Source organism: Sphingomonas echinoides (assembly GCF_029623395.1).
GTDB lineage: Bacteria > Pseudomonadota > Alphaproteobacteria > Sphingomonadales > Sphingomonadaceae > Sphingomonas > Sphingomonas echinoides_A.
This window is the reverse complement of the sequence record NZ_JAPYKK010000001.1, coordinates 316736-336076: the sequence shown is the minus strand read 5'-3', so window position 1 is coordinate 336076 and position 19341 is coordinate 316736. Positions and strand designations below refer to the sequence as shown.

General features: G+C 65.4%; 19 protein-coding genes. 11 read left to right on the top strand and 8 right to left on the bottom strand.

The features are described 5' to 3' along the window. Positions 1–16: 16 nt before the first annotated feature. The 4 genes from QBJ92_RS01415 to QBJ92_RS01400 form a co-directional block, all read right to left on the bottom strand. Positions 17–568, bottom strand: coding sequence for a biliverdin-producing heme oxygenase (locus QBJ92_RS01415; RefSeq protein ID WP_277967877.1), 552 nt, complete (start codon positions 566–568; stop codon positions 17–19). Between the two features lie 28 nt (positions 569–596). After that, complete coding sequence (locus QBJ92_RS01410; RefSeq protein WP_277967876.1) at positions 597–2303, bottom strand: response regulator; 1707 nt, start codon at positions 2301–2303, stop codon at positions 597–599. After that, on the bottom strand, positions 2300–4459 hold the full coding sequence (locus QBJ92_RS01405) for a histidine kinase dimerization/phosphoacceptor domain -containing protein (RefSeq protein ID WP_277967875.1): 2160 nt from the start codon (positions 4457–4459) through the stop codon (positions 2300–2302). The genes QBJ92_RS01410 and QBJ92_RS01405 overlap by 4 nt, the downstream gene beginning before the upstream one ends. A gap of 75 nt (positions 4460–4534) precedes the next feature. Further along, positions 4535–5164: a flavin reductase family protein gene (locus QBJ92_RS01400; protein WP_277967874.1), complete on the bottom strand. Its 630-nt coding sequence runs from the start codon at positions 5162–5164 to the stop codon at positions 4535–4537. Positions 5165–5258: 94 nt separating this feature from the next. Between QBJ92_RS01400 and QBJ92_RS01395 the strand changes: the two genes are divergently transcribed. The 5 genes from QBJ92_RS01395 to QBJ92_RS01375 all read left to right on the top strand — a co-directional run bounded on the left by QBJ92_RS01395 (position 5259) and on the right by QBJ92_RS01375 (position 11111). After that, on the top strand, positions 5259–6014 hold the full coding sequence (locus QBJ92_RS01395) for a cytochrome b/b6 domain-containing protein (RefSeq protein ID WP_277967873.1): 756 nt from the start codon (positions 5259–5261) through the stop codon (positions 6012–6014). Further along, the gene (locus QBJ92_RS01390) at positions 6011–6772 is read left to right on the top strand and encodes a molybdopterin-dependent oxidoreductase (protein WP_277967872.1); all 762 of its coding nucleotides are present in this window, start codon (positions 6011–6013) and stop codon (positions 6770–6772) included. The genes QBJ92_RS01395 and QBJ92_RS01390 overlap by 4 nt, the downstream gene beginning before the upstream one ends. Before the next feature lie 18 nt (positions 6773–6790). After that, a complete protein-coding gene (locus tag QBJ92_RS01385; RefSeq protein ID WP_277967871.1) occupies positions 6791–8017 on the top strand; it encodes an SAM-dependent methyltransferase in 1227 nt (408 codons plus the stop codon). 59 nt (positions 8018–8076) lie between these two features. Continuing rightward, positions 8077–9294: an argininosuccinate synthase gene (locus QBJ92_RS01380; protein ID WP_277967870.1), complete on the top strand. Its 1218-nt coding sequence runs from the start codon at positions 8077–8079 to the stop codon at positions 9292–9294. Positions 9295–9698: 404 nt separating this feature from the next. Next, positions 9699–11111 carry a hypothetical protein gene (locus QBJ92_RS01375; protein ID WP_277967869.1) on the top strand — a complete coding sequence of 471 codons (1413 nt, stop codon included), beginning with the start codon at positions 9699–9701 and terminating at the stop codon, positions 11109–11111. 118 nt (positions 11112–11229) lie between these two features. On the opposite strand, the gene QBJ92_RS01370 is transcribed toward QBJ92_RS01375, so the two are convergent. Then, a complete protein-coding gene (locus QBJ92_RS01370) occupies positions 11230–11673 on the bottom strand; it encodes a glycine zipper 2TM domain-containing protein (protein WP_277967868.1) in 444 nt (147 codons plus the stop codon). Between the two features lie 143 nt (positions 11674–11816). Here QBJ92_RS01370 and QBJ92_RS01365 point away from each other — a divergent pair, with 143 nt between their 5' ends. Next, positions 11817–12809, top strand: a complete 993-nt coding sequence (locus QBJ92_RS01365; protein ID WP_347342773.1) for an esterase-like activity of phytase family protein — start codon at positions 11817–11819, stop codon at positions 12807–12809. A gap of 3 nt (positions 12810–12812) precedes the next feature. On the opposite strand, the gene rpmB is transcribed toward QBJ92_RS01365, so the two are convergent. Further along, the gene (gene rpmB, locus QBJ92_RS01360) at positions 12813–13115 is read right to left on the bottom strand and encodes a 50S ribosomal protein L28 (RefSeq protein WP_277967866.1); all 303 of its coding nucleotides are present in this window, start codon (positions 13113–13115) and stop codon (positions 12813–12815) included. A gap of 252 nt (positions 13116–13367) precedes the next feature. Here rpmB and QBJ92_RS01355 point away from each other — a divergent pair, with 252 nt between their 5' ends. The 3 genes from QBJ92_RS01355 to QBJ92_RS01345 all read left to right on the top strand — a co-directional run bounded on the left by QBJ92_RS01355 (position 13368) and on the right by QBJ92_RS01345 (position 15527). Then, on the top strand, positions 13368–13613 hold the full coding sequence (locus tag QBJ92_RS01355; RefSeq protein WP_277967865.1) for a hypothetical protein: 246 nt from the start codon (positions 13368–13370) through the stop codon (positions 13611–13613). Positions 13614–13706: 93 nt separating this feature from the next. Continuing rightward, complete coding sequence (locus QBJ92_RS01350; RefSeq protein WP_277967967.1) at positions 13707–14135, top strand: nucleoside deaminase; 429 nt, start codon at positions 13707–13709, stop codon at positions 14133–14135. 87 nt (positions 14136–14222) lie between these two features. Next, positions 14223–15527, top strand: coding sequence for a hemolysin family protein (locus QBJ92_RS01345; RefSeq protein ID WP_277967864.1), 1305 nt, complete (start codon positions 14223–14225; stop codon positions 15525–15527). 96 nt (positions 15528–15623) lie between these two features. Here the strand turns inward: QBJ92_RS01345 and QBJ92_RS01340 are convergent, their stop codons facing one another. Together QBJ92_RS01340 and purD are read right to left on the bottom strand one after the other, a co-directional pair. Next, the gene (locus QBJ92_RS01340; RefSeq protein WP_277967863.1) at positions 15624–16277 is read right to left on the bottom strand and encodes a hypothetical protein; all 654 of its coding nucleotides are present in this window, start codon (positions 16275–16277) and stop codon (positions 15624–15626) included. Between the two features lie 69 nt (positions 16278–16346). Then, on the bottom strand, positions 16347–17612 hold the full coding sequence (gene purD / locus QBJ92_RS01335; protein ID WP_277967862.1) for a phosphoribosylamine--glycine ligase: 1266 nt from the start codon (positions 17610–17612) through the stop codon (positions 16347–16349). Between purD and xseA the strand changes: the two genes are divergently transcribed. Both xseA and QBJ92_RS01325 read left to right on the top strand, forming a co-directional pair. After that, positions 17611–19011: an exodeoxyribonuclease VII large subunit gene (xseA, locus tag QBJ92_RS01330; RefSeq protein WP_431358346.1), complete on the top strand. Its 1401-nt coding sequence runs from the start codon at positions 17611–17613 to the stop codon at positions 19009–19011. The two genes, purD and xseA, sit on opposite strands and share 2 nt — an antisense overlap. A gap of 27 nt (positions 19012–19038) precedes the next feature. Further along, positions 19039–19248, top strand: coding sequence for a DUF2093 domain-containing protein (locus QBJ92_RS01325; protein ID WP_277967861.1), 210 nt, complete (start codon positions 19039–19041; stop codon positions 19246–19248). Positions 19249–19341 lie beyond the last annotated feature (93 nt).

The following is a 19341-nucleotide window of genomic DNA, read 5'->3' as shown; positions in this document are numbered from 1 at the left end:
AGCCCGACGGCGATCGTCAGTGCGGAACCGGGAGCGCCTGCGAAGACGCCGTGTACAACGCGAAACAGGCGGACGCACCGCACGCGACCGTGTCGAGCCAGTCGGGCGTCTGCCCGACGCCACGCTCGTCCATCGCACGCAGAAAGGCGCGCCATTCGCCCGGATCGTGTCGTGCCGACAGGAAAGCCGTTGGAGCGCCCGGGTATACGCGTTTGACAAGCACTGCGCCGCCCAGCCGCGAACCCTCGAGAACATAGAGTGCACCCAATCGCGCAGCCGACGTACCACCGGGGTCGAACGGCAGCGGGGGCGGGGGCGCGAGCTCGAGCGTGGCGAGGTCGTTCTGCAGCAGCGCCAGGCGCGGCCGCCACCGCGGGAGCGTTGGGTCGCCTGACAGGACCGCCTCGACGGCTGCAGTCGCCGCGGCGTGCGCTAGGAGAAACCGTGCGTAATCCGCCCGATCCGCAAGATCCAACCGGCTGAACGCGGCATCGACCGTGTCGTGCGCGGCGCGCGTGATGGTGCGCAGATGACTGGCTACTGGAACCACCGCTGACGGATTTAACATATCGAACGTTTTCGCGGCGTGTTCCGGATCATCCCAGCGCGTGGCCGAAATCGGAACGCTGATGCGCGGGGCCGGCGCGTCGGCGCAACGCCGCCTGTACGCGTTCGACCAGCTCCTCCTTGCGATACGGTTTGCCGAGCACGTCGAGCGCTTCGGGTTGCGGGCCATTGATCGACATCTCGTCGTTATAGCCGGTCGTCATCAGGATCGGAACCTTGGGGTTCCGCCCGCGGATCTCGTGCGCGAGCGCAAGGCCGTTGCGCGGTCCCGGCATCACCACGTCCGAGAACACCAGCGCCACGCCGTTCTCGCGATCGAGTTGCTCGAACAGGCGCAGCCCTTCGTCCGCGTCGTTCGCGACCTTGACCGCATATCCTGCGTCACTGAGGATTTCTTCCGCAAGGAAAGCGATCGCCGCTTCGTCCTCGACCACCAGGATAAGCGGCGGGTCCACCTTGTCGACTTCCTCCGCACGGAACCCCGTCGTGTCCGGTTCGAGCGCCTGAACTGGCCTGTCATGCTCCGCGATTGGAAAGTAAAAGCGCACCGTCGTGCCTTCGCCCTCGGTGCTGCTCAGCTTCAGGACCCCGTCGGATTGCTGCGCGAACCCTTGTGCCATAGCGAGCCCAAGGCCGGTTCCGGCGCCTTTCGGCTTGGTCGTGAAGAATGGCTCGATCGCGCGGTCGAGCACGGCCTGCGTCATTCCGTGGCCGCTGTCCACGATTTCGAGCAGGACGTAGCTGCCAGCGGCGAGGCCGAGGATCTCGTCCGTAGCGATCTGCCGCAGCGACGTCGCGATCGTGATCGTCCCCCCCGCTTCGATGGCATCGCGGGCGTTGCTGACCACGTTGATCAGCGCCGTTTCGAAATGGACCGGGTCGACCTGAATCGCGGGGAGGCGACGGCGCAGATTCAGTTGCAGATCGACGCGCGACCCGACGGTCGACTCGAGCAACTCCGCGATTTCGGACACCAAGCTCGAAATCTCGACCTGGCGGGGCTCCAGGCGGCTGCGCCGTGCGAAGGACAGCAACTGCGCCGTGAGCTTGGTGCCGCGCTGCGCGGCGGTCAGCGCTGCCTCGTGATAGCGCTTGAAGGCACGCTGATCCTCGCGCTTCGCCGCCATCAGCTCCAGGCTGCCGTTGACCACCTGGAGCAGGTTGTTGAAGTCATGCGCCAGACCGGCGGTCAGTTGCCCGATCGACTCCATCTTCTGGCTCTGCATGGCATTGGTTTCGGCCTCCTTGCGGCGGCTCACGTCCAACTGGCTCGCGAAGAAATACAGCAGTTCGCCCGCTTCGTCATAAACCGGCCCAAGGAAGACCCCGTTCCAGAAGGGCGAGCCGTCGCGGCGGTAATTGAGGATTTCGAGGCTGATCGCGCGGCGTTCGGCGATCGCGGTGCGCAACTGCGCGACGACGGCGCGATCGGTCAGCGGGCCTTGCAAGAAACGACAATTGCGACCGACCACTTCGTCCTGATCGTATCCGGTAAGATCCAGGAACGCGTTGTTCGCAAACACGATCGGATTATCCGTCATCCTCGGATTGGTGAGAACCATCGGCATCCGCGTCATCTCGATCGCGGCGAAGAAGATACCGCCGCGCTTCTCCAGCGACGGGTCGGTAATCGTGCTCTGTTTCCAGTGGCGTTCGCCGGGGCGGCCGATCAGATCGTCGCTGGGCTGATCGAACGCGCCGTCTGCCGGTACGCCGCTGGCTTGATCCGTGCTCATTGATATGTGCCATTCGCAATCGTTTCCGCGGGACTGCGCGGATGGGTGATGGGGGCGGTCAGCACGGTCCGGACACCGGGAAGATTGTCGGTGACTTCAAGCGTGCCGCTCAACCTCCGGACCATCGAGTCGAGCATCCGCGTCCCAAAGCCCTTGCGCGTGCCGGTCTTGCCGCGGCCCGCATCCGCGACGATCAGCCGGAAACGCGCGCGATGCTGTTCCAGCGTCACGAAGATCTGTCCCGGCGCGCCGCCATAAGCGTATTTCTGTGCGTTGATGACAAGTTCGACCAGCACCAGCCCGACCTGGACCGCATCGTCCGCCGCGATCGTGACGGGGGCGAGATCCAGCACGAACTGGTTCTCCCATTCCGCACCCATCGACCCCTTGAGGTCGACGATCAGGTCGGACAGGTAGCGCGAAAGGTCGATCGATTGGACGTTATCGTCGGTGTAGAGACGCCGATGGACCAGCGCGACCGCCGACAGGCGCCGCTGCGCCTCGGTCAAGTGCGCGGTCAGGGCAGGGTCCTCGCTGGCGCGGCCTTGCAGCGCGAGAAACGCCATCACCAGCTGCAAGCTGTTCTGGACGCGGTGGTTGACCTCCTTCAGCAAGGTCTCCTGTTGCGCGATCAGACGATCCTTGTCGGCAACCGCGATGCTGAGATTGTCCGCCAGATCACGGATACGGCGGTTCTGCCGCGCATCGTACAGTCGACCAAGCAACCGGCGCGCCGCCTCGATTTCCGTATGCGACCACCGCCGTGCCTTGCCGAGCACGACCTGCGACCACGAATCAAACGATGCCCGCGGCGTGAGCTTCTCGCCTGGTTGCAGGTTGACCGCCTTGTGCGGATTGCCTGCCCATTCGACGACCTGCTTCTCTTCCGCCCGGAACCACATCAGGATGGTTGGCGTCTGGAACGACAGGGTGATTGCGAGCAGCCCGCTCGCGCGTTCGCGATAGGCGGCGGCGGCCGGGAAAAGCGTCGACAGGCTGTCGGTGTGGAACGGCTCGACGCCCTTCTGGCGAAACCAGCCGGCAACCTGCAGGATCTGATCCTGCTCGGGAGTTGCTCCGTCGACATGAATGGTGTCTCCGTCGATGATCGCGAAGCCATCGGCTTCGAACATCCGCCGCAGATCCGCACCCGCCGTCTTGAACAGATGCGCCGGGTCGGTGTCGCTCGCCAGATGTGCGGCGATCACGTCCTCGTCGGCACGAATCCGCAGGCGCTCACGGTAATCGTCGGCCTGTTCCTTGGCGGTGATTTGACGGGCGAGCCCGCCCGCCACCAAAGCGGCCGCGCGCCGTGTCGGCGCGCTCAAGTGCCGCGGCGCCATGTGGTGACAGGCGACCAGGCCCCACAGCACGCCATCCTTGACGATCGAGATCGATGCGGAGGCGGCAACGCCCATGTTCTTGAGATACTGGATGTGGATCGGCGAAACGCTGCGCAGTTCGACATCGCTCAGGTCCACCCCAGCCTCGACGGCGGGGCGGATCGGATCGGGCTGGTAATCGACGTCGGGAATCACCCGCACGCGGTTGCGCAAATACAGCGCGCGCGCCTGCTGCGGGATGTCGGACGCGGGAAAGTGATGGTTGAGATAACTGGCGAGACGGGGCGCGGCATCCTCCGCGATGACCACGCCGGAATCATCATCGAGGAACCGGTAGATCATCACCCGGTCGAACCCGATCAGGCTGCGAAAGTTCTTCGCCGCGCGCTCGCACAGTTCGATCAAGCCGCCCGATCGCTCGAAGCTGACTCCGACATCGTCGATCCAGCTGAGAATATCGGTAGCACTGTGCGCATCGGACGGTTCGAGCTCGATCAGCCAGCGATCTCCATCGCGATGCGCGGCGCCCTCCCAACCCGCCGTGGCGACCTCGCTGAACACGCACACCGGTCGAACCGAATCACCGAGCAACTGGGAAGCGCCTTCGCCCAGCAGCGCGGTGACGGTCTGTCCCAGCCAATCCTCCCCGAATACCGTCTCCAACCTGCCCGCCCCCGCAACAACGCGCTGATCGGCGGCGGTTACAATGAGCAATAAGCCATGGGGCTGGATGCTGCCGGGAATGTGAATCGGCTCGCGATCACACTCGGAGATATCCGTTCCGAACTGAACGGTAGGAAGCGATATATTCATCGCCTTAAAGCCTTAAAGCCAAATCATAGAACGGCCAAGCGCGCACTTTTAAGACTTTTGAGGGGCGCCGGCGCCTCACCCCGGCCGCCGCATCTTGAACAACGCGTCCTCCCCGATCTCGAAATAGTCACTCGGGCCGCCCCCGCGCAAAATGGGATGCGCCGCCGCGGTCTGATACGCCCCATCCGCGATCAGGTTCGGGGCGATATGGATGCCGATCACTTCGCCCAGGATCATCCACTGGTCGAGGGCGTCGCCCTCCTTGGTGGTCAACCGCAACGTCTGCGTGTGGCGGCATTCGAACGCGACCGGGCTCGATGCAACACGTGGCGGTTTGACCAGCCGCGCGGGTGCCGTGGCAAGCGTCGCCAGATCGAACTCGTCCACCTCGGGGCCGACGGTCGCTGCGCTCGCGTTCATCGCGTCGCCCAGATCGCGCGTGACGAGGTTCCACACGAATTCGCCCGTCGCGGTGATGTTGGCCGCGCTGTCCTTCCACCCCATCGACGAGAAGCCGATGATTGGCGGGCGATAGTTGAACAGGTTGAAGAAGCTGTATGGCGCGAGATTGCGCGTGCCGTCTTCCGCCAGCGTGCTGATCCACCCGATCGGACGCGGCGCGATGATCGCGTTGAGCGGATCATGGCGGAGCCCGGGAATGCCCGCATGGCCATCCTTGGGTTCATAAAAATGGTGGTCCGACATGGCGTTATCCTCGGAGGCGTGGTTTGCGGTGGGCGACGCAACGGAATCGCGGTAGATGGAAGCACCGCCGCCGACCGCACGAATAGGCACCTGCATGACCGACGCAACCCGCTCCCCCGACATCCCCCCGCCCGGTACGGCCACGCCGATCTATCGGCACCGGCTGACAACGCGAATCTGGCACTGGGTTTCCGCGATCACGATCTTCATCATGATCGGCAGCGGGCTGACCATCCTCAACGCGCATCCGCATCTCTATTGGGGGCAGTTCGGCGCGAATGCGGACCACGCCTGGCTGCACACCGTACGTGCGCCGTCGTGGCTGACGATCCCGGCGGGCTATAATCTTGCGATTGCGCGGCGCTGGCATCTCCTGTTCGCGCTGGTGCTGGGGTTCGGTCTGCTGTTCTACATGGTTTCCAGCTTGCTCAACCGCCACTTCCAGCGCGACTTCCGGATCCGCGCGCGCGAACTGACGCCTGCGCATCTCTGGTATGACGCGAAGGAGCATGCCGCACTGCGCTTCCATGATCCGAAGCAGCCCAATGCGCGCAATATCTTCCAGAAGCTGGCGTATGTGCTGACGATCTTCGTGCTGCTGCCGGCAATGATCCTGTCGGGGCTGGCGCTGTCGCCGGGCATGGATGCGGCGTGGCCGTGGCTGCTCGATCTGATGGGGGGGCGCGCGTCTGCGCGCTCGGTGCATTTCATCGCGATGGTCGGCGTCGTGCTGTTCATCATCGTCCATCTCGCGCTCGTCATCCTGGCGGGCGCGTGGCCCGAAACGCGCTCGATGATTACCGGCTGGTGGCGAATCCCCGGCCACGACAAGCGTGAGGACGCAGCATGAGCAGCCTGATCACCCGTCGCGCGCTGGTGAAGACCGCCGCGCTCGGCACCGGCGCTTTGCTCGCCGGGTGCGACCGCGTCGCAGAGCTGCCTGCGGCACGGAAGATCCTGTTCTCGGGCGAGAAGCTCAACATGGGGCTGCAGCGCGCGCTGTCGAACCGGCACAGCCTCGCGCCCGAATACCGCGTCGATCAGATGTCGCCCTTCTTCCGCACCAACGGCACCAGCAACCCCGGCACGCCCGAATATGCCGCGATGGTCGCGGACAGGTTTGCCAGCTGGCGGCTCAAGGTCGGCGGCCTCGTCACGCGACCGCTCGCGATCTCGCACGCGCAGCTGATGGCGATGCCCGCGCGCACCCAGATCACCCGGCACGATTGCGTCGAGGGTTGGAGCGCGATCGGCAAGTGGCACGGGCCGATGCTCGGCAGCGTGCTCAAGGCAGCCGGGGTGAAGGACTCAGTACGCTACATCGTCTTCACCTGCGGGGATCTCTACTCGGGCGCGAACTATTACGAGTCGATCGACCTGATCGACGCTTTCCACCCGCAGACGATCCTGGCGTGGGGGATGAACGACCAGCTTCTCGACGTCGGGCACGGTGCGCCGGTGCGGCTGCGACTGGAGCGCCAGCTCGGCTACAAGCACGCCAAATACGTCATGGCGATCGATGCGGTGGCCTCGCTCACCGGGATCGGCCTCGGCAAGGGCGGTTATTGGGAGGATAATGTCGATTACGATTGGTATGCGGGCATATGAGGCGTTAATGGGCCGCACATGGCCCTTATCGACTTGTTTCTCGCCAGGCGCGTAAAGCGTGGCACGCTCACCGTACATCATGCCGATGGAAAGACCGTTCGCTTCGGAACTGCGGATCCGCGCTTCCCGGACGTAACCATCCGCTTCACCGATGCCGGCGCCGCCGCCGCGATCGTCCGCGATCCCGGCCTCGGCGCGGGCGAAGCCTATATGAATGGCCGGCTCGTGGTAGAGCAGGGTGACGTCCGCGACCTCGTCCGGCTGCTGACCGCGAACGATCCGTGGGAAGCGGGCGCGAACGGCCTTGCCGCATCGCCGATGCGCCGCGCGATCCAGGCGGTGACCCACCGGATCGAGCGTGTGAACATGGCGCGCCGCTCGAAGCGCAACGTCGCGCACCATTACGATCTGTCCGATCGCCTCTATGATCTCTTCCTCGACAAAGACCGCCAGTATAGCTGCGCCTATTATGCGAGCCCGGGCAACAGCCTGGAGCAGGCGCAAAGCGACAAGAAGGCGCATATCGCCGCCAAGCTCGCGCTCGAGCCGGGGATGACGGTGCTCGACATCGGCTGCGGCTGGGGCGGGATGGCGCTGTATCTGCATCAGCATACCGGCGCGGATGTGCTCGGTGTCACGCTTTCCGAGGAACAGCTCAAGGTCGCGCGGCGGCGCGCGCAGGAGGCGGGGGTCGCCGATCGCGTCAAGTTCGAGCTGATCGATTATCGCCACCTGACCGGCACGTTCGACCGGATCGTCTCGGTCGGCATGTTCGAACATGTCGGCCCGGCGCATTACAAGACCTTCTTCCGCCAGTGCCGCGACTTGCTGACCGAGGACGGCGTGATGCTGCTCCACACGATCGGCCGCGCGGGCGGGCCCGGCGTGACCGACAAGTGGACGACCAAGTACATCTTCCCCGGCGGCTATAATCCGGCCTTGTCCGAGATCATCTCGGCCAACGAAGGCCTGCGCTTCATGGTCACCGACGTCGAGGTGCTGCGGCTGCACTATGGCTATACGCTCGACGACTGGTACGACCGCACCGTCGCCGCGCGCGAGCAGATCATCGCGCTGTACGACGAGCCGTTCTACCGGATGTGGCAATTTTATCTGGCGGGGGCGGGCGCGGCGTTCCACTTCGGCGGAATGGTCAACTATCAGATCCAGTTCGCCAAGAACCGCCACGTCCTGCCGATCACGCGCGATTACATGATCGAGACCGAGCGCGCTTTTCGCGGCTAGCCCGTTGCACCCTCCCGCCCCCTCGCATAGGGGGCAGCCGAACTTGAAGGATCCTGCCTGTGACTGACAAAATCAACCGGGTCGTCCTCGCCTATTCGGGCGGCCTCGACACCAGCGTCATCCTCAAGTGGTTGCAGCAGACCTATCAATGCGAGGTCGTCACCTTCACCGCCGACCTCGGGCAGGGCGAGGAACTGGAACCTGCGCGCCGCAAGGCGCAGCAGGCCGGCGTCAAGCCCGAGCACATCTTCATCGACGATCTGCGCGAAGAGTTCGTCAAGGACTACGTCTTCCCGATGATGCGCGCCAATGCGCTGTACGAGGGGCTGTACCTGCTCGGCACGTCGATCGCGCGGCCGCTGATCGCCAAGCGGCAGATCGAGATCGCACGGATGGTCGGCGCGGATGCGGTCAGCCACGGCGCGACCGGCAAGGGCAACGATCAGGTTCGCTTCGAGCTCGGCTATTACGCGCTCGCACCCGACATCAAGGTGATCGCGCCGTGGCGTGAGTGGGACCTGACCAGCCGCACCCGGCTGATCGAATGGGCCGAGCAGCACCAGATCGAGATCCCGCACAACAAGCGTGGCGAGGCACCGTTTTCGACCGACGCGAACATGCTCCACACCTCGTCGGAAGGGCTCGTGCTCGAGAACCCGTGGGACGAGGTGCCGGACTATGTCTATTCGCGCACGGTCAGCCCCGAGGACGCGCCCGACCAGCCGGAGACGATCACGATCGATTTCGAGCGCGGTGACGGCGTTGCGCTCAACGGCGTGGGCATGTCCCCCGCATCGCTGTTGGAGGCGCTCAACGAGCTTGGCCGCAAGCATGGCATCGGACGACTCGACCTGGTCGAGAATCGCTTCGTCGGGATGAAGTCGCGCGGGATGTACGAGACGCCGGGCGGCACGATCTATCACCTCGCGCATCGCGGGATCGAGCAGATCACGCTGGATCGGGGTGCTGCGCACCTCAAGGACGAGCTGATGCCGCGCTATGCGGAGCTGCTCTACAACGGCTTCTGGTTCTCGCCGGAGCGCGAGATGCTGCAGGCGGCGATCGACCACAGCCAAGCGAAGGTCGAGGGGACCGTCCGGCTCAAGTTGTACAAGGGGTCGGTCAACGTCACCGGCCGCAAGTCGCCGCAGTCGCTCTATTCGGAGAAGGTTGTCACGTTCGAGGACGACCAGGGCGCGTATGACCAGCGCGATGCCGCCGGGTTCATCAAGCTGAACGCGCTGCGGTTGCGGCTCTTGGGGCGGCGGGACCGGTAAACCGGGGGCGGTGGGGACGACCGCGCTCGTTTCCGCCGCGCCGCTACGGTGTATCCCGTGCGAACCGGGACGCCCCGGATCTTCGGAAGGCCGGTCGCAACGATCGGTACCGGGCCAAACCAACTTGGCGAGATCGCCGCTACGTCTGGTATTTACTTTGAAACGGTGTTCGCACTACGTCGTCAAAACGGCCTGGCGGTTAACCTCGGCAGCTTAAGTGGAGTTGCACACATGTTCTCCGATGGCCTCGAATTATCATGGCAATCACCTAGGTCCGCATGCGCGCTGACGGCTGCCCGCGTACCCCGCAGGCGGAGTGGCCAACCTACGGGCCTTGGCGGTACGGTGGTGCATCACGGGACCTGCTGTCTCGTCGCATCGGGGCGCGATCTTGGCAGCGCGCAATGAGCGATCAGGCAATCCCCCTTTGGCATAGACTCGTGCAGTCGCGCTGGACGCTGATCGCAGTCGGTCTCGTCCTCATGCTCGGCAATATTCTGTACCGCTATCCTGGCGAGCTGAAATTCGACGCTCTGATCCAATATTGGCAGGTAACGTCCGGCGTATACAACGACTACCACCCGCCGGTCATGACGCGGCTCTGGAGCCTTTTGCATCCGATCGCGGACGGCACCGCGCCGATCTATGTCGCGCATCTGCTGATGTACTGGTTTGCCTTCATTCTCCTGGGCTATGAATTGCATCGTCGTGCCGGGCCGATATCCGGGCTGGTCGTGGTCGCGATCGGCGCGACGCCGCTGCTCATCATGATGAATATCGTCGTCATCAGCGACGTCGGATTGGCGTCGTCGTTCCTGGCGGTGGTCGGTGTTTGGCTGCGGGTCCAGCGACGCGGTGGGTGGAGCGTGGCAACGGTGGTCCTTGTAGCGCTGCTGCTGTTCTACGGAACGTTGATCCGGGCGAATGCCGTCTTTGCGGTTCCGCCCCTGTTCCTGCTCCTTTTCGGGAGCCGCCTCACGATCGCAAGCCTGCCCAAAACGTTGGCGCTGTCCGCAGTGATCGCCGTTCTGCTGATCCCGACGTCATCCTTCGTGAACCGCACCATCCTGGGGGCAAGCCCCGGTGGCGCGATCGGAACGTTGCAGTTTTTCGACGTGATGGGGATCGTTCGCCTGTCGGGCGACCGCACCGTCTTGCGAGAGTATGCCGGTCAGTATCCCGAGACGCTGCATTGCTATAGCCCGGTGATGCACGACACGTTGGGCGTGCGCTGCAAGCCGTTTACCGAAATGGTCAGGTCAGATCCGCAGCTATCCTCGATCTGGATCGGTGCGATCAAGAAGCATCCGGTCAGCTATCTCGAACATCGTCTTCTGAACTTGAATTCGGCGTTCTTTTTCTATGTCCCGCCGTTCCATGTCGCACTGGCGCATGGGAACCGGGACAACGCAAAACCACCCTTCGTCAGCGGTAAAGGCTGGCTGCTCGATAATCTGCGAAGCGTTACGATCCTCTCGGCCGCCAGTATGATCGTCCTTGCGGTCGGCTTATATCTTATGATCGGCGGAACGGCCTATCGCGATCAAATCGAGCTGATTGCCGCGCGGGCAATGCTGACGTCGGCAATCCTGTACAGCGCCGCCTTTGCTGTCGTGAACGTCGCCAGCGAACAGCGCTATTCCTTGTGGTTGCTGATGGCGACCATGACGTCGACCGTCATAGCGGCACCGGAGTTGAAACGGCGGCTCGTCTCGCGCGATCCCACCCTTCTCGGTGTCGTCTTCCTGATCATCGTCGTCAATTGCATCGAACTCTACGCCCGGTGGACGGTGGATACGTCGCTCACGGCGTTCTGACGCTTCGGGTTCCCGGTTTTAGACGCCCTTGCCGGTAAGATCCGACGGCACGCGTAGGAAGTACTGCCTCCACCGGACAGGGGGGCTGACCCTGCCCGGTTGATGTTCGATCAGCCGATCAACGGCAATAGCGCGGTCGTCCATCGCGATCGATCGCGCGGCCCGCGAGGGCGCCGCCACCGGCCCCGAGCACTGTTCCCAGCGTCCGGTCGCCGCGTCCGGCTACCACATTGCCGAGCAAGCCACCCGCGATCGCGCCGATGATCGTGCCGCTGTCACCGCTGCGGCAGCGGTTGCGTGACGTGTTATAATAGCGCCGGTCATTGTAACCGCCGTCGTCATAGCCATGACGATCCTCATAATAGCCGCGACGATCGTCGCGATATCCACCGCGGTAGACCTCGCGATACCCGTCGTCGCGATTGTACCCGTCGCGATAGGCGCGATCATAAGCGTACGCGTCGCCGCGATCGTAATAGCGCTGCGCGCTGGCGGGGGTTGCGGCCAAGCCGGAAACGGCGATGGCCATCGTCGTAGTGGCGAGCATGAGCTTCTTGAACATCGTCGTCTCCCTCTCGGTGTGGTGTGTCCCGATGCTGCCGATATGAGCGAGTCGCGCTGATACGAGCCTGAATGCGGTTGTTAGCGTCCGTTCAGGCGAGAAAGCCGGTTGCGTCGTCCGGAAGCGTCCCGCAGGGGCTGTCGGTGCGTTTCTTGATCTGTGCCTTGCTGTTCGCGCTGTTCGTCCCCGAATGGAGTGGACATGCACGCATCCCGCTGCTCGGGACCGATCCGAGCTTCGTCGTCGAGCCTGTGGCGCTCGACCCGCGGGATGCGCAGCGTCGACGAGTCGGCGATCTGGTCTATCTGGGGGGCGTCCGGCTCAAGAGCCGCGATCCGCAATTCGGGGGATTCTCGGCGCTGTCGCTGGCGGGCGATCGGTTCACGTTGCTGAGCGACAGCGGCGACATCGTCCGGTTCCGGCTCGATTCGTCGTGGCAGGTCCACGACCAGAGCTTTGCCGAATTACCCGACGGTCCCGCCACGGGCTGGGAGAAACGCGATCGCGACAGCGAATCGATGAGCGTCGATCCGCAGAGCGGCGCGATCTGGGTCGGGTTCGAGAATGAGAATGCGTTCTGGCGCTACGATCCAAGCTTTACCCACGCCGAGGCGCACGTCGCGCCGCCGGCGATGCGCGGGTGGCCCGACAATATGGGGCCGGAAGCGATGATGCTGCTTCCCCGCGGGGGGATGGTCACGATCGGAGAGGTCAAGCCGTGGCGCGGGCACAAGGGTCGGGCAGGGATCGTCTTCGCGGGCGACCCTACGGTCGATCCACGGCGCGGGTTCCGATTCGACTATATCCCGCCCAAGGACAGCAGCCCGAGCGACATGACGCTGCTCCCCGACGGACGCTGGCTGATCCTCAACCGGCGGTTCGCGTGGTTCCGCTTCTCCAACGTGCTGACGATCGTCGACCCCGCCGACGTCAAGCCGGGCGCACAGGTGCGCGGGCGCGAGATCGAGACGCTGGAGGCCCCGCTGATCCACGACAATTTCGAAGGCGTGACCGCAACGCAAGAAGGCCGCGCCACCGTCATCTGGCTCGTCTCGGACGATAACCAGTTGCCGGTGCAGCGCAGCCTGCTGCTGAAGTTCAGACTGGATCCGGTCGCACGCGGCGACCGGAACTGAGGCTTACGCCGCAGGAGCCTGTGCAGCGACGAGCTTCTTGGAAACGTCGCGCTTGAGGCGACGGCAGCGCAGCGACAGCTTGTCGTTGGTCGTCTTGACCAGCCAATTGTCGAGACCGCCGACGTGCTCGACCGAGCGCAGGCCGTGTGCCGAGACGCGCAGCTTGATGCTGGTGCCCAGCGCATCAGACATCAGCGTGACGTTCTGCAGATTCGGCAGGAACGTGCGCTTGGTCTTGTTGTTGGCGTGGGAGACGTTGTTTCCCACCATCCGGCCCTTGCCGGTCAGTTCGCAAATACGCGACATCGTAAATTCCTGAATGTCCGGTGGGGCCCATGACGAACCCCTAGAAGGGGGCGCGCTTACCGAAAGCGCCGGGGCCCGTCAACCGATTCAGCCTTTTTACTGCAACATCGCGGCGTCACCCGACCCGCTCGGAGCGATGCAACCTTCCGCGCGCAAACCGCGTTTGGTTACGGTAACGGTTCGAATGTCAGGGCGTTTGGGGAGAGTAGGATGCGCTTTTTATTGGCTTTGGTGGGGATCGCGGCCTAGGTCGTGGTTGCGCTCGTCTCGCTCGGCATGTTAAAGATCGATACGTTCGCCGGCGCGTTGCCATCGGTGAGCGTTCAGGGCGGCAAGGCGCCCGAGGTCGAGGCGAAGATGGCGACGGTCGAATTCGGTACGGCGAACAAGTCGGTTGAGGTTCCCACGGTCGGAACGACCACCAAGACGATTTCGGTGCCGACGCTCAAGGTCAACAAGCCGGCCGATGCGAACAGCAATACGGTAACCACGCAATAAGCCGTGCAGATGGCCTGCCAGGCTCTGGTTCGGCGCTCGCCAATCGGGCAGGAAGACCGGATGTCGATCGCCTCCCTGCTGCTGCCCCCCGCCATGCGCGCCGCGCTCGACGCCGCGGCGCAGGCGGCGGAGGCAGGGGAGGTGCCCGTCGGCGCGGTCGTCCTGCGGCGCGGCGAGATCATCGCTACGGCGGCCAATGCCCCCCGAACGCGCCACGATCCAACCGCACACGCCGAGATCCTGGCGATTCGCGCGGCGGCTTTGGCGATCGGCAACGAGCGGCTCGATGACTGCGACTTGTGGGTCACGCTCGAGCCGTGCGCGATGTGTGCCGGTGCGATCGCTCATGCGCGCATCGCGCGGCTCTATTACGGCGCGAGCGATCCGAAAGGCGGCGCGGTCGAACATGGACCGCGAATCTTCACGCAACCCACGATCCATCACCGCCCCGAGATCTTTCCCGGCATCGGGGAGAGCGAGGCCGCGACATTATTGCGCGGTTTCTTCGTCAATCGGCGCTGATTGGGTGTCCAGACCGTAGCGAAACGCGACTCGTCGCAGCAGAACGGTTGTGCAATCGCGCAAATCGCGCAAAGGACGTCGTGCGCCATGCACCCACTTCCCCCCTTTCCCTGGATCGACGTCGCGATCATTTTCGCGCTCATCCTGCTCAACGGCGTTTTCGCCATGTCCGAACTTGCCATCGTTTCCGCGCGCAAGGCGCGGCTCGACGCGATGGCGCGCAGCGGTAAACGCGGCGCACGCGTCGCGCTGACGCTGGCGTCCGACCCTGGCAAGTTCCTGTCGACGACGCAGATCGGGATCACGCTGATCGGTATCCTGTCGGGTGCCTATTCGGGCGCGAGCCTGGGCGGGCCGGTCGGCGCACGGCTCGAGTTCCTGGGGCTCGGCACCGAGCTGACGCAGACGATCGGCTTCGCGTTAGTGATTGGAATCACAACCTATGCCTCGCTGGTGATCGGCGAGCTCGTCCCCAAGCAGATCGCGCTGCGCGCGCCCGAGCCGATCGCCGCGGTGATGGCGGGGCCGCTCCTGTGGCTGGCTTGGGCGACCGCACCAGTGGTGTGGCTGCTCGATTCGTCGTCCGGCCTGCTGTTTCGCCTGATGCGGCTGAAGCGCGAGACCGAGGAGCACGTCACCGCCGAGGAACTCCACCTGATCGTCGCCGAGGCGTCCAAGTCGGGCGTGATCGAGGAGCATGAGCGCTCGATCATCTCGGGTGTCGTTCGGCTCGCGGATCGCCCGGTGCGCGAGGTGATGACGCCGCGTACCGACATCGAATGGATCGACGCAACGCTCGACGAGATGGGCATCCGCGCGGCGCTGATGACCGCGTCACACAGCCGATTGCCGGTGGCGGAGGGGTCGGTCGATACTGTGATCGGCGTGGTACAGGCGCGCGACATTGCGGTGGCGCTGTTCAAGGGCCAGCCGCTCGACGTGCGCGCGCTGATGCGTCAGGCGCCGGTCGTGCTCGACCAGATCGACGCGATGGACGCACTCGACGCGCTGCGCCAGGCGGAAGTGCCGATGGCGCTGATCCATGACGAATACGGGCATTTCGAGGGGATCGTGACCCCGGCCGACTTGCTCGCCGCGATCGCGGGCGAGTTCGCGTCCGATTCGGACCCCGAGGAAGCGCCCTCGGTGGTGACCCGCGACGACGGATCTTTGCTGGTCGCAGGGCAGATGGCGGTGGATGCGCTGGCCGAACGGTTGGGGATCGATCTGCCCGAGGACCGCGATTATGCGACGGTCGCCGGCCTCGCGCTCGCGGTGTTCCGCCACTTGCCGGGCGAGGGCGAAAGCTTCGTCGAACAGGGGTGGAAGTTCGAAGTGGTCGATCTCGACGGCCGACGGATCGACAAGCTGCTGGTCAGCGAAGTCGGGTAGCGCCGTGTTCCTGCAATAGGCGGGAACCCAGAGCTCCAACAGACCGCGTTGGTAACCCTGGGCTCTCGCAGAAGCGCCGCAGGGTGGAGCGCCTTCTCAGCCCCCCAATTTCCCGAACTGCGCCTCATACCCTGCGCGGTCCCCTGCGCTGAGCAACTTGGCCTGTTCGATCCAGCGATCCCGCGCCATCCGGCCGCGGAAGGCGCCGAGCTTCGCATCGAGCGTCTCGGCTTCTGCGGGGCTGAGTGCGGCGATCTGGTCGACGTGGGTGATCCCCAAATCGGCGAGTGTCGCGGCAAGCTTGGGGCCGAGCCCCTTGATCTGCGTAAGCCCGGTCGCCGCGGGGGTGTCCGTGGTCGGCTGAAACATTGGCGCGGGCGTCGGTAACGGATCGGGTGTCGGCGCGGCGCGCCGGGCAGGGGGCGGGGGGGCTGCCGGAGTCGGAGCAGGGGCCACCGTGCGCGGCGCGGGCGATGGCACAGGCTGCTCGGCCACGTCCTCCGACAGCGTCGTGACCTGCGTGCCGTCCGGCGAGACGGTCGGCTCATGGGTGGCGCCGTTCGCTTCCGCGATCTCGAAATTGCGTTCGACCTGTTTCGCGGCGCCCTTGCGACGGCGGACGAGGATGCTGCCCCAAACGATCGTCGCCACTGCCAGTACGGCGAGCACGACCATCAGCGCGACGTGCGCCGTGGTGATCGGCATCATGAAGTCGATCGCCTGGTTCGGGTTTTCGGGCGTGGCGGCCATCGGTTACTCCTCAATACAGTGGATCGTCGTAGCGCACGCCAACCCTTGGCGTCGCGCGAAAACGGGCGCTCAGTTGCCCGCGCGCGCAATCTCGCGCCAGCCGATGTCGCGGCGGCAGAAACCGCCGGGAAAGGCGATCGCGTCGACGCCGCGATACGCCGCGTCACGCGCCGCGCCGATCGTATCACCCAACCCGGTCACTGCGAGTACGCGGCCCCCAGACGCAACGATTCCGCCTGCCGCGGCCCGCGTACCCGCCTGGAACACGATTGCGCCGGTCGCTTCGGCCTCGGCGATCCCGTCGATTGCGCTCCCGGCCTCGGGCGTCCCCGGATATCCGTTCGCGGCAATCACCACGGTCAGTGCAACCGCATCGCGCCACTGCGCGGCACCGTGGTCGGCAAGCGTGCCCTGCGCGACCGCGAGCAGGATCGGCACCAGGTCCGATTCGAGCCGCGCCATCAGCACCTGGCATTCGGGGTCGCCGAAGCGCGCGTTATATTCGATCAGCTTGGGGCCGTCCGCGGTCAGCATCAGCCCAGCGTACAGCACGCCCGAAAACGGCGTCCCCGCCGCCGCCATCGCCGCCACGGTCGGCCGGACGATCTCGTCGAGGGCGCGCGCCTCCAGTTCTGGAGTGAGCACGCGCGCCGGGCTGTACGCGCCCATCCCGCCGGTATTGGGACCAATGTCGCCCTCGCCGACGCGCTTGTGATCCTGCGCCGAGCCGAACGGGAGGATCGCTTTGCCATCGGTCAGCACGAACAGGCTCGCTTCCTCGCCGTCGAGGAATTCCTCGATCACCGCTTCGCCGCCCGCTTCGGCGAACAGGTCGCCCAGCGCCGCTTCGGCCTCGGCGCGGGTGGCGGCAACCGTCACGCCCTTGCCCGCCGCGAGGCCATCCGCCTTGACCACCACTGGCAGCAGGAACGCGCCCAGGCTCGCCAGCGCCTCGTCAAGCGACTTCACGTGCGCATAGCGTGCGGTCGGGATGTGCGCGTGGTCGCACAGCGCTTTGGTGAACGCCTTGGATCCCTCCAGTTGCGCGGCGGCCTTGTCCGGCCCGAACACCGCAAACCCTGCCGCCCGCAGCGAATTACCGAGCCCGTCGACCAGCGGCGCTTCCGGCCCGATGACGATCAGCGAGACGTGATTGGTCGTGCAAAACGCAACGCTCGCCGCATGGTCGCGCACGTCGAGCGGGACGAGCGTGGCGTGTTCCGCAATCCCCGGGTTGCCCGGCGCGGCAAACAGCGTATCGCACAGCGGGGACTGCGCGAGCTTCCAGGCCAGCGCATGTTCGCGTCCACCCGATCCGATCAGTAGGATATTCATGTCGGACCCTCTTTTTGACGCCGCGGCCCGCCTCCTAGCGGGGGACGGTGCTGCCGACAACGGCCCCTCGGCAGCGGGCGCACCAGGCAATTCGGTCATGAGCGTCGGCGAATTCGCGGGCAAGCTCAAGCGCGCGGTCGAAAGCGAGTTCGGCAGCGTCCGGCTTCGCGGCGAAATCTCGGGCTACAAGCGCGTTGCCTCGGGCCATGCGTATCTGAGCCTCAAGGACGACAGCGCGGTGCTCGACGGCGTCATCTGGAAGGGACAGGTCGCCGCTCTCGGGTTCCAGCCGCAGGACGGTGCGGAGGTGATCGTCTCGGGCCGGATCACGACCTATCCGGGGCGTTCCAAATACCAGATCATCATCGACCGGATGGAACTGGCGGGCGAGGGCGCGCTGATGGCGCTGCTCGAGAAATTGAAGGCCAAGCTCGCCGCCGAGGGGCTGTTCTCGGCCGAGCGCAAGCAAGCGCTTCCGTTCCTGCCGCGGACGATCGGCGTCGTCACCTCCCCGACCGGTGCCGTGATCCGCGATATCCTCCACCGGCTCGAGGATCGCTGCCCGACGCATGTGCTGGTGTGGCCGGTCAAGGTGCAGGGCGCGGGCGCGGCTGAGGAAGTCGCCGCCGCGATCCGCGGGTTCGACGCGATGCCGCCCGAGACGCGGCCCGATCTCGTCATCGTCGCGCGCGGCGGCGGGTCGATCGAGGATCTGTGGGCGTTCAACGAGGAAGTCGTCGTCCGCGCGCTCGCCGCCTGCACCATCCCGACGATCTCGGCGATCGGGCACGAGACGGACACCACGCTCGCCGACTTCGCCGCCGATCGTCGCGCGCCAACGCCGACCGCCGCCGCCGAGATCGCGGTCCCGGTCCTCGAAGACCTGCGCCTGACGATCGCGGGCTATGGCCAGCGCACCGGCAAATGCGCGCGGCGTTATCACGACCGCGGACGCGAGCAACTGACCGCTCTCGTCCGCGTGCTGCCCAAGCGCGACGCGCTGCTCGGCCCGCAGCGCCAGCGCGCGGACGACGTCGGTGCGCGGCTCGACCGCGGTCTCGAACGCCGCGTGACGCTGGCGCGCGGGCAGCTCGACCGGTCGGCGGGGGCGCTGCGGCTGTCGACGCTCGAACGCCAGCTCGAACGCGCGCGCGATCGCACCGCGGCGGCATGGCGGCTCGTCCAGTCGCTCGGGCCGAACAGCATCCTCGACCGGGGCTATGCGTTCGTCTCGACTCGCGCGGCGGCAGGCGGCGCGGTCGTCGGATCGGCGGCGGCGGCGCGCGCGGCAGGGGCCGTAACGCTCCACTTCCGCGATGGCGAGGTCGACGCCAAGGTTGAGCGTGGCGGCGGCAAGGCGTATGTCGGTCCCGTCGGCGATCAGCCGACCCTGTTGTAATTTCCCTCGTCCGAAAGCGCTCAGCCGATGCTCATGTCCAACACCGATCGCGCGGCACGCCTGCATTTCATGGCGAACGGCTTTCGCGTGCTGAACCCGGGCGATCATGTCGTCTGCGCCGTTTCGGGCGCGCGGGTCGCGCTCGACGACTTGCGCTACTGGAGCGTGGCGCGGCAGGAGGCCTATGCCACGGCGGCGCTCGCGACCCGGGCAATGGGCGGCGACGCTGGCGCGTAAGGCTGTTCTAGGCAACGTCCCGGTTCGTGGTGCGGTAGCAGGGCTTTCGCTGCTACTGGCGGCCTGCGCGGTCGTTCCGACGACGCCACCGCT

What these genes read in the sequence shown, in the direction of transcription:
- QBJ92_RS01415 (WP_277967877.1), bottom strand. Translation starts at nt 568, where the DNA reads ATGTTAAATCCGTCAGCGGTGGTTCCAGTAGCCAGTCATCTGCGCACC.
- QBJ92_RS01410 (WP_277967876.1), bottom strand. Translation starts at nt 2,303, where the DNA reads ATGAGCACGGATCAAGCCAGCGGCGTACCGGCAGACGGCGCGTTCGAT.
- QBJ92_RS01405 (WP_277967875.1), bottom strand. Translation starts at nt 4,459, where the DNA reads ATGAATATATCGCTTCCTACCGTTCAGTTCGGAACGGATATCTCCGAG.
- QBJ92_RS01400 (WP_277967874.1), bottom strand. Translation starts at nt 5,164, where the DNA reads ATGTCGGACCACCATTTTTATGAACCCAAGGATGGCCATGCGGGCATT.
- QBJ92_RS01395 (WP_277967873.1), top strand. Translation starts at nt 5,259, where the DNA reads ATGACCGACGCAACCCGCTCCCCCGACATCCCCCCGCCCGGTACGGCC.
- QBJ92_RS01390 (WP_277967872.1), top strand. Translation starts at nt 6,011, where the DNA reads ATGAGCAGCCTGATCACCCGTCGCGCGCTGGTGAAGACCGCCGCGCTC.
- QBJ92_RS01385 (WP_277967871.1), top strand. Translation starts at nt 6,791, where the DNA reads ATGGCCCTTATCGACTTGTTTCTCGCCAGGCGCGTAAAGCGTGGCACG.
- QBJ92_RS01375 (WP_277967869.1), top strand. Translation starts at nt 9,699, where the DNA reads ATGAGCGATCAGGCAATCCCCCTTTGGCATAGACTCGTGCAGTCGCGC.
- QBJ92_RS01370 (WP_277967868.1), bottom strand. Translation starts at nt 11,673, where the DNA reads ATGTTCAAGAAGCTCATGCTCGCCACTACGACGATGGCCATCGCCGTT.
- rpmB (WP_277967866.1), bottom strand. Translation starts at nt 13,115, where the DNA reads ATGTCGCGTATTTGCGAACTGACCGGCAAGGGCCGGATGGTGGGAAAC.
- QBJ92_RS01350 (WP_277967967.1), top strand. Translation starts at nt 13,707, where the DNA reads ATGCGCGCCGCGCTCGACGCCGCGGCGCAGGCGGCGGAGGCAGGGGAG.
- QBJ92_RS01345 (WP_277967864.1), top strand. Translation starts at nt 14,223, where the DNA reads ATGCACCCACTTCCCCCCTTTCCCTGGATCGACGTCGCGATCATTTTC.
- QBJ92_RS01340 (WP_277967863.1), bottom strand. Translation starts at nt 16,277, where the DNA reads ATGGCCGCCACGCCCGAAAACCCGAACCAGGCGATCGACTTCATGATG.
- xseA (WP_431358346.1), top strand. Translation starts at nt 17,611, where the DNA reads ATGTCGGACCCTCTTTTTGACGCCGCGGCCCGCCTCCTAGCGGGGGAC.
- purD (WP_277967862.1), bottom strand. Translation starts at nt 17,612, where the DNA reads ATGAATATCCTACTGATCGGATCGGGTGGACGCGAACATGCGCTGGCC.
- QBJ92_RS01325 (WP_277967861.1), top strand. Translation starts at nt 19,039, where the DNA reads ATGCTCATGTCCAACACCGATCGCGCGGCACGCCTGCATTTCATGGCG.